At 37.5% G+C, this 9,320-nt stretch carries 7 protein-coding genes; 2 read left to right on the top strand and 5 right to left on the bottom strand.

Translation table 11 applies throughout. From position 1 onward, the window contains the following. Positions 1-25: 25 nt before the first annotated feature. A complete protein-coding gene (locus AC2SLN_RS03920) occupies positions 26-973 on the bottom strand; it encodes an OmpA family protein (RefSeq protein ID WP_495057361.1) in 948 nt (315 codons plus the stop codon). A gap of 927 nt (positions 974-1,900) precedes the next feature. Here AC2SLN_RS03920 and AC2SLN_RS03915 point away from each other — a divergent pair. Further along, positions 1,901-3,097, top strand: coding sequence for an amino acid aminotransferase (locus AC2SLN_RS03915; protein ID WP_486550827.1), 1,197 nt, complete (start codon positions 1,901-1,903; stop codon positions 3,095-3,097). A gap of 483 nt (positions 3,098-3,580) precedes the next feature. Here the strand turns inward: AC2SLN_RS03915 and leuA are convergent, their stop codons facing one another. Continuing rightward, complete coding sequence (leuA, locus tag AC2SLN_RS03910) at positions 3,581-5,338, bottom strand: 2-isopropylmalate synthase (protein WP_486550825.1); 1,758 nt, start codon at positions 5,336-5,338, stop codon at positions 3,581-3,583. 181 nt (positions 5,339-5,519) lie between these two features. On the opposite strand from leuA, the gene AC2SLN_RS03905 reads away from it, so the two are divergent. Beyond that, positions 5,520-6,026, top strand: coding sequence for an Lrp/AsnC family transcriptional regulator (locus tag AC2SLN_RS03905; RefSeq protein WP_486550823.1), 507 nt, complete (start codon positions 5,520-5,522; stop codon positions 6,024-6,026). 117 nt (positions 6,027-6,143) lie between these two features. On the opposite strand, the gene AC2SLN_RS03900 is transcribed toward AC2SLN_RS03905, so the two are convergent. The 3 genes from AC2SLN_RS03900 to AC2SLN_RS03890 form a co-directional block, all read right to left on the bottom strand. Further along, the gene (locus AC2SLN_RS03900) at positions 6,144-6,818 is read right to left on the bottom strand and encodes a YoaK family protein (protein WP_486550822.1); all 675 of its coding nucleotides are present in this window, start codon (positions 6,816-6,818) and stop codon (positions 6,144-6,146) included. A 64-nt stretch (positions 6,819-6,882) separates the two neighbouring features. Continuing rightward, positions 6,883-8,199 (bottom strand): ABC1 kinase family protein, encoded by a 1,317-nt coding sequence (locus AC2SLN_RS03895; protein ID WP_486550820.1) that lies wholly within the window; start codon positions 8,197-8,199, stop codon positions 6,883-6,885. Positions 8,200-8,473: 274 nt separating this feature from the next. Beyond that, complete coding sequence (locus AC2SLN_RS03890; RefSeq protein ID WP_486531816.1) at positions 8,474-9,310, bottom strand: ion transporter; 837 nt, start codon at positions 9,308-9,310, stop codon at positions 8,474-8,476. Positions 9,311-9,320: the final 10 nt, after the last annotated feature.

Here is a 9,320-nt window from a genome sequence, read left to right as displayed (position 1 = left end):
ATAATGCTATATGCGATTGGGTGTATTAGTTAAGTATTTGGTTGCCGTCTTGGTCGACACGGACTCGTTCATTAATGACGGCAATGGTACGGCGGTTTAATTGCATACCCTCTTTAGTACTGTTAGTGGCTCTTGGGCGCAGTTCGCCATAGCCAATCGCTGATAAGCGGTCCGCAGCAATGCCAAAGCGATTAATGAGCATGTCTTTGACTGCGACTGCACGGCGTTCAGATAGTTTCTGGTTATAAGGTTCGCTTGCTCGACTATCTGTGTGCCCCTCTATAACGGCGGTTGTATTAGAGTAGAGGGTCATGAAGTCAGCGACTTCTTTCACTTCGTTTACAAATTCTGGTTTGATAAAGGCTTTGTCTGTATCAAATAGTACTTCAAGTTCAATACTGACTTCTTTTTCAAGTACAGGGGCTTTCATAATGGGAGGACAGTTTGGTACCACTCGGGTAATTTGATGGGCTTGATAGTATTTGTCTTTCAGGGCTTCTAAGGCGCTTTCTTCTTCCATTTGTTTGATTGATGATTGACCTTGCTCATCTATATCAATAAAAAAGAAGTAGGTGCCTTTTTCTTCTAGTTGGTAATCCTGAGTGGCTAATAGTAAATCATTGGTTTTTAATCCGGTTATTTCGCCACTTAAACGGTTGATACCGGCACAGGAGTAAACTTGAGTGTAGTTACCAGGGTGTAGGCTGACTTGATATCTGTCGTTGATGGCGATATTGGTGCTAGATTGTTCAGGGTCGTTGTCTTTTGCTCTAATAAAAAATAAGCTGGTACTGTGCTCAGGTATTGGTTTATTCAATAAATCTTCTGGTTTAATTGCCTCTTGTTTGTGCCACATTACATGACCAACTGCTTTTCTATTCGCTTCATCAACTATGTTAACGGCATTCGCTGTCGTGATCATTGAGCCAATAGTTAGGGCGGTTAAAGATAGTGCTAATATGTTTTTTTTCATTTTTAAGTGACCCTGATAACGAAGATTTAAATTAAAGATTTAGTGGGGAGTAGAGAGGTTGTTAAGTTGATCGAATAGTATTTGTAAGTAATTTAGTATTTGTAAGTAATTTAGTATTTGTAAGTAATTTAGTATATTAGAAGCAATTATTGTGCCAAATATATAATATTGTTAATTTTATAGCTGTAAGGCAATTAATATCCGATAATCGGTAATTGGTAATTGGCATTATAGTACAAGAGTGAACATTTGTTTATAGGAGGATAATCTGAATTAAATAGGCTACATATGGTCTGTTTAGATAGAGAGGTATGTAAAATTACGTAGACAGAAGCAGGAGTTATTTAATTTAATTAGGTAAAAGATAACAGGGCGTTCGCAAAGGTTAAAACGGAGTTTTTGGTGTTTTCATAAATTAAACCAAACTTATTTCTTATCTTTGTGTTAATAGCTCTATATATTACTAGTATTATAAGATACGGCTGATGAAAAATCAAAATTTTACCCATTGATGTGGTTATTAACTAAACTTGTAAAATGTTTAAATCTAAGTGATTAAAACCCATTCATATCTGAGTCATTATATTATAACGATAATAAGCCTTACTATAAACAAAAATATTATTTTGGCTCTTTTAAATATCTCAAGTCTATATTTTGGTAAGTTTAACTATCATGATAGAAACTCTCCATTACTTATAGATATTGAACTTATATATAATAGTCATACAAAAGCCAGAATGAGAAAGATCATAAAAACTTAAAATTACTGAAAAAAGCAGCTGTTTATCAGAGTGAATGACTTATAGTCAATAATGTCATCTTAAAAACCGCTGATTTGTTTCCTAAATAGGGCAATATATTGAGTTAATACAAAAACTGGTTTATCCTTTTAATCTCCTGTCTCATATCTCCTAAGGAAATAAAATGTTTGAACGTGTGGACTATTACGCTGGCGATCCTATTTTGGGTCTTAAAGATAAATTTATAGCGGATAACAAACCCAATAAAGTTAATTTAGGTGTCGGTGTATATTTTGATGCTGAGGGTAAACTTCCTGTTCTTAACTGTGTAAAAATAGCTGAAGAACGCATTGCTAATCCAATTTCTCCCAGACCTTATTTGCCAATGGAAGGTTTACCTGGACATAGAATAGGCTGTCAAAAAATACTTTTTGGCAAAGATGCGAAGATTTTACAAGAAGATCGAGTGGCGACTATTGCTACTATAGGGGGTTCTGGTGCTTTGAAAGTTGGTGCGGAGTTTATCCATCAATGGTTCCCACAATCTAAATGCTATGTCAGTGATCCTACATGGGGAAATCACATTGCTATTTTTGAGGGCTCAGATGTTGAAGTTGCTAAATATCCATATTATGACCAACAAACCGGTGGTATCAAATTTGATGCCATGGTTGAGTTTTTAAAATCTCTTAATAAACATGACGTGATATTGTTACATCCTTGCTGTCATAACCCAACAGGGGTAGATTTAACTCAACCGCAATGGGATACCGTTTTAGATGTGATTAAAGAGCATGATTTAATTCCATTTATGGATATTGCTTATCAGGGTTTTGGCGAAGATATGGAAACTGACGTATACGCTATCCGTAAAGCAGTTGACATGGGATTGACAGTATTTATAAGCAATTCATTTTCTAAAAACTTATCGCTTTATGGTGAGCGTGTGGGTGGTTTATCCGTTGTCTGTCCATCTGCCGATGAGGCTAAACGAGTGTTTGGTCAGTTGCAATCTATAGTACGTCGTATCTACTCAACGCCACCATCACATGGGGGCCATATTGTTGATATCGTTATGAATGATGATGAACTTTATGAACAATGGGTTAGCGAAGTTTATGCAATGCGTGACCGCATTAAAGCAATGCGTTTAAAACTTAAATCTGTTTTAGAGGCGAATATTCCTGGTCGTAGCTTCGATTATATTACGCGTCAAAATGGTATGTTCAGTTTTACAGGACTAACCCCTGAACAAGTTGCGCGTATACAATCGGAATTTGGAATCTATATGGTATCGAATTCAAGAATCTCTGTAGCAGGATTAAATACATCCAATGTTGATTATGTGGCTAATGCAATGGCAGAGGTTCTGAAAAAATAACCATATGTTTGTTTTGTTAATTGTATGTTAGAGATAATAACTCTAAATGCCGAGCATTGCTCGGCTTTTTTATGAATCATACTTTTTTAATGAACGACGCTTTATCTGTGTATAATTCTTTTGGACATATAATTTGTATATATGACAGCTTTTGTCAGTTACCCTGCCTTTTTTTGTCAGTTAAAATATACCTTTTGTCAGTTTATAGTAAGAGAGAGATAGTTTTCTCATGTGAAATATAAACTTTATAATTAAATAAAGACTAGTAAGTAGAGTTAATAAAATAATTAAACATAAATTGTCACTAATTATTGTTACCTATTTATCCCCCCCCATTATTGATTGCCAGATTCCTATTATATATAAAAAATAAATCTTACAGAGCGGATAAAAAACCTACTTATCGAAGAAATGGGTAAGCTAATTTAATAATTTAAAAAAACCAGCTGAGAATAGCCTAACTGGTTTTTACAAATAATTAGACTATGAAATAGCTTGTGCTAATGCCGATAACGCACCTTTCAACATTGCAGATACCGTGCTACTACAGGTGCCTATACCTGAATAAATATTACCATCAACATTTAGCTGGATATAAGCCGCAGCATTGGCATTCGTTTTATCACTCTGTTCATGATCAAAATCAACATTATTAGCACTCTCTTGACTGATTGCATGCTCAGCATAATTAATAATATGTAAGCGCTTACCAGTATGATGTGCTACCCCATTAATAAATGCAGATAATGGTCCGTTACCTTTACCTGAGATATCAATGGTATCACCATTAATAGTGACTTGACCATTAAACTCAACTTCACCGCCTTTATTATTCACGCTGTAATCAAGTAATTTATAACCAGGGGTATTAAAATAGGTGTTCTCAAAAGCTTGTAAAATCTCTTCGTTTTTAAGTTCACGTGCAGCATCTTCAGCTTGCTTTTGAACCACACCACTAAAATCTATTTGCATCCAACGTGGTAGATTAAAGCCATAATTGCGTTGAAGGATATAGGCCACTCCACCCTTCCCAGATTGGCTATTAATACGTACCACATCTTGGTAACTACGCCCAATATGTGCAGGATCAATTGGTAGATAGGCCACATCCCAGATATTTTTTGTTTCAGCGCTGTGTTTCTCATTATAATCAAGCGACTTTTTGATCGCATCTTGATGTGAGCCACTGAAAGCAGTGAACACAAGCTCGCCAATATAGGGATGACGGGGGTGCACTGGCAGATTATTACATTCACTAACCACCTGCACAATTCTACTCATATCACTAAAGTCTAACTCAGGATCTACCCCTTGGCTATACATATTCATAGCCATAATCATGATGTCCATATTTCCCGTACGCTCACCATTACCAAGTAATGTGCCTTCAATACGATCTGCGCCTGCTAATACCCCAAGCTCAGAGGCGGCAACCGCACACCCACGATCGTTATGCGTATGTAAACTGACAATCACATGCTCACGGTTTTTAAGATTACGGCAAAAGTACTCTACTTGATCAGCATAAATATTTGGCATTGAGGATTCAACGGTAGCTGGTAAATTTATAATAACTTGTTGGCCCTTTTCTGGTTGCCACACTGAGTTTACCGCATCGCATACCTCAATAGCATAGTCGGGTTCAGTTTGGCTAAAGCTTTCTGGGGAGTATTGGAACACCCATTCAGTTTCAGGATGTTTAGCGGCATGATCTTTTAATAACTGCGCCCCATTCATCGCAATTTGTTTGATTTGCGCTAGGTCTTTTGCATAAACTTTATCTCGCTGCACACGACTGGTCGAGTTATAGACATGGACTACCGCACGCCGTGCTCCTTTTAACGCTTCAAAAGTTCGCTCAATTAAATGCTCACGGGCTTGAACCAATACCTGTACAGTAACGTCATCTGGAATATGATCTTCTTCAATAAGTTTGCGGGCGAAATCGAACTCTACTTGGGCAGCTGAAGGAAAGCCTATTTCAATCTCTTTGAAACCAATATCTACCAACAACTTAAAGAACATCATTTTTTGTTCGATGCTCATAGGATCAATCAGCGCCTGATTACCATCTCGCAAATCCACACTTGCCCAAATCGGTGCTTTTTTAATTGTCTTATCTGGCCATGTACGATCTGGCAAGTTTGGTTTAAACGCAAAAGGCTGATACTTGCGATAATCAAAGGCATCATGTTTAGGTTTGATTTTTGGCTCAGACACAGGGGGGGCGACTTGGCTCATATTGATCCTCTAACGTATTAATGACTATAAAAAAAGATAATTTAATTTGATACTCAATATAATATCAAAGTCTCAGAATATAATTCTACAAAATATGTGATATATTAAGCTGTAATTAGCTAATTAACTCAAATAATTTTATATTATTAGTGAAAAACACTATTTTACAGGCTTTATCAAAATGTCTAAATCTAAAACCAACAATAGTACTGCCAATACACAATCCCAATCCCACGAACTGGATAATATTGATAGACAAATTTTAGAACTGCTTCAACATGATGCACGCATGAGCGTTACTGAATTAGCAGAACGGGTTTATTTATCAGCAACACCCTGTGCCAGACGAATTAAACGACTTGAAGATACTGGTATAATCACGGGCTATCATGCACATATCGACCCTCAAAAGCTTGGCTATAGCTTGGCTTTGTATATTTCCGTGAGTATGGATAGACATACCGCCGAGCGATTTTCAGAATTTGAAGATAAAGTAAAGAGTTTTGAAGAAGTCGTAAGTTGCAGCATTGTGACGGGGCGTACTGAAGATTATCTGCTTAAAGTAGTCGTACGTGACATGGCACACTATGAAGAGTTTTTACTTCATCGCTTAAATCACATCGAAGGGGTATCCCAAGTACGTACGAGTTTTGAGCTACGACAAGTATTCCAACGTGGCATCGTGTAAAAAGATTAAACCATCATCGCTCAGGTTGTTGAGTAAATATATTGCATGCCGCATTACTTTATAGCATGGCTAATAATTTGTCACTGACTATCAAGATATGATTAGTTCAAGATATGATTAGCTAGTAGGCTTTTTTGATAACCGATTAGAGGCTTGTTGGTAAAATAATGCCGCCACGAATACGATTGAGATTGGCAGTAGCATTGCAGCATAACCGACATAGTTATATCCGAAGGCACCGACTACCCCTCCACCACAAAAGCTATACCAAATCAATGCTTGAAACAATAACGTCGGTTTGCTTATCTGCCTACCTGCTAACCAGTTGCCTATGGCAGCGCCCATATCTGATGTTAATCCAGTCAAATGGGTCGTTCGAATAACCGCACCACTATAAGTAGCAACCAGTGCGTTTTGTAAACCGCACGCCATAGCAGCTAGCAGTTGACCAAAGTAATCGTGCTGAAAGAACAATAAAAAACTACCCAATAACATGCCAGCTTCAAGATAAAGTGCAACACCGTATCGATTACCGAGTTTTAGGGAGGTCTGACCCGTTATATAGCCACTTAAAATAGCACCGGTTAAAAAAGATAGTAGAGATGCCCCAATAAATAATATTGACTGCCAATCTGCATGTGCCATTGCCGCCGAAAACAAGCTAACATTTCCCGTAACATGTGACACAGAAAGATTGGTAAAACCAGTCAAGGCAATTACGTTTATACACCCAGCACTAAAGGCAAGTACCGCACCACCAATTAGAATCCAGCGAGGCAATTTGGTTATCATAATCTACTTATGTATATTAATAGCTTGATTATTGCAGCTTTACTATTAAAAGGGTTAAGACCTATCAAGCGTTACCTAATAAGCTGACGCGAGCATCATTAAACATATCCATATCAGGTGCTAAAGTTCGCATAAACCGATCAAAATATAGCATTTGCTTAGTTAATAATGCGAAATCTCTAGGGAAATGTATGCCATGCCGTTTGCCCACTTCGACAATCTCCAGCATCATTTTATTTAATTCATCTGCCTGCTCTTTGCTATTAAAAGGCTTACCACTGGTATACGTCTTATCTTCAGCCATAATACGAGTAATCATTTGAGCCAGATCGCCAGCAAGTTGACTTTCATTAACCTGCTCTCGACCATGGGTCATACCCATATCAATCATACAGCTTGCCATGGTTACAAAGTCATTATCCTGCAAAGCTTGCATCATTCCCATGCACGCCTTCCAACTTTCAGGTTTTAGCTTACCAACAATGCCAAAGTCTATAAAACCAATACGGCCATCTTCAAGGAGCATTAAATTACCAGCATGTAAATCAGCATGAAAGCTATTACAGAACATCAAGCTGGCAAACCAAGTGTTAAGAGTATCGGCCATAACTTGCGCCGGATCATCACAATATTGACGCATGGCGACCTCATCCACCATAGACATACCATATAAGCGACTCATGGTTAGAACCCGCTTTGTGGTTAACTCATCCACTACCTCTGGTGCTATAACTTTTTTATTACTTGTTATTTCTAGAAACTGTTGGAAATCACGAATATTCGCTGCTTCATTTATAAAGTCTGTCTCTGCCATCATACGAATTCGTATTTCATCAATGATTGGCGAGATACTGGCAAACTTCATTTTTGGCATCAACTTTTCCATTATTTTGCTGATACCATGCAGCACACCTAAGTCAGTCTGCATGATAGTATCTACACCAGGCTTCTGAACTTTTAGTACTACATCAGTTCCGTCATGCAATTTAGCCGCATGTACTTGAGCAATACTCGCTGATGCCAGAGGGGTTTTATCAATCTCCATAAATAGATCGTCTAGCGTCATGCCTTGATGAGACATCTCAGCAGTGAGCAACTCCTCTTTAAGAACCTGCTCAATGTAACTATATGACAAAGGAGTGGTTTGATCTAAGCAGCCTTGAAATGCCGTCACATATTCACGCGGAAATAATGATGGCGTACTGGCAATAAACTGTCCAATTTTAATATACGTTGTGCCTAACTGTTCAAACGTTTCACGTAATAAATTTGCATCAAGATCTTCGCCTTTAGCCACTCGAAGAGCTGACAGACCCGCAACACTGGCCGTATGACGTACTCTGTTAACGACGTTAAAAGATTTTTTTAATAAATTAGGCATAAATATCAATAAACTTATAGATTGAAAATATATTTAAACTTATATTGAGGCATTAATGGTTGGCATCAACCGTAATTAACATAACGATTTTAATTTTAGGACTTATCTTCAATATTGTCATCTAAGGAAACCTTTAGAGATACCTAATATAGAGAGCATTGCACTACCCTCTATATTTCAGCGCTAGTATTAATACCGAATGCAAATGGTATCAATTTACTAATAATCACACGAAAACAACTTATCATATTAAAGTGACTGTAGATTAAAGTGTCTATAGATGTAAATCATGACCACAGCGGTCACAAAATTCTGCACCAGCGGCATGACCGTATTTACCACAATTAGGACAAGTAACAGGATGTAACTGAGGCCGCATGTTTTTTGCCAATTCTGAGGTAAAGATACCGGTTGGCACCGCAATAATGGAGTAACCCATTATCATAACCATACTTGCAATGGCTTGACCTAGCCCCGTTTTTGGTGACATATCACCATAACCTACGGTAGTGAGAGTAACAATAGCCCAGTAGATTGACAAAGGGATACTGGTAAAGCCGTTTTCAGGACCCTCAATAACATAAATTACTGAGCCGAAAATAGTAACCAGTAGTAGAACAAATAGAAAAAATACCGATATTTTTTGTTGACTGGCTTTTAATGAGGATGCTAAAAAGCCCGCTTGTTGCATGTACCCTTTCATTTTGAGTACACGGAACACCCTCAAAATTCGTAGAATACGAACGACAATAAGGTACTGAATACCACCAAAAATCAAACTTAAATAACTAGGCAATACCGACAATAAATCAACAATACCAAAAAAGCTAAACGCATAGCGCATGCGGTTAGGCGTAGAGAATAAACGTAAAACATACTCAATGGTAAATATAATAGTAAAGAACCATTCAGCATAAAAAAATAAAGTGCCATACTCCAAACGCAGTAATAGTACACTATCCAGCATAACGACAGACACACTTGCAACTATGGCAACTAATAAAAAGATGTCAAAATAGCGCCCTAATGGCGTATCCGTTCCATCCATTACGATGTGAATATCTTCTTTTAACTCACTTATCGTTTTACGTTTTGTCTTAGCTTTTTTCATAAACACAGGT

The sequence above is a fragment of the Psychrobacter sp. CX90 genome (assembly GCF_057396305.2).
Note: the sequence above shows the minus strand (reverse complement) of the source record. Positions and strands in the feature narration are given on the sequence as shown.

What these genes read in the sequence shown, in the direction of transcription:
- AC2SLN_RS03920 (WP_495057361.1), bottom strand. Translation starts at nt 973, where the DNA reads ATGAAAAAAAACATATTAGCACTATCTTTAACCGCCCTAACTATTGGC.
- AC2SLN_RS03915 (WP_486550827.1), top strand. Translation starts at nt 1,901, where the DNA reads ATGTTTGAACGTGTGGACTATTACGCTGGCGATCCTATTTTGGGTCTT.
- leuA (WP_486550825.1), bottom strand. Translation starts at nt 5,338, where the DNA reads ATGAGCCAAGTCGCCCCCCCTGTGTCTGAGCCAAAAATCAAACCTAAA.
- AC2SLN_RS03905 (WP_486550823.1), top strand. Translation starts at nt 5,520, where the DNA reads ATGTCTAAATCTAAAACCAACAATAGTACTGCCAATACACAATCCCAA.
- AC2SLN_RS03900 (WP_486550822.1), bottom strand. Translation starts at nt 6,818, where the DNA reads ATGATAACCAAATTGCCTCGCTGGATTCTAATTGGTGGTGCGGTACTT.
- AC2SLN_RS03895 (WP_486550820.1), bottom strand. Translation starts at nt 8,199, where the DNA reads ATGCCTAATTTATTAAAAAAATCTTTTAACGTCGTTAACAGAGTACGT.
- AC2SLN_RS03890 (WP_486531816.1), bottom strand. Translation starts at nt 9,310, where the DNA reads ATGAAAAAAGCTAAGACAAAACGTAAAACGATAAGTGAGTTAAAAGAA.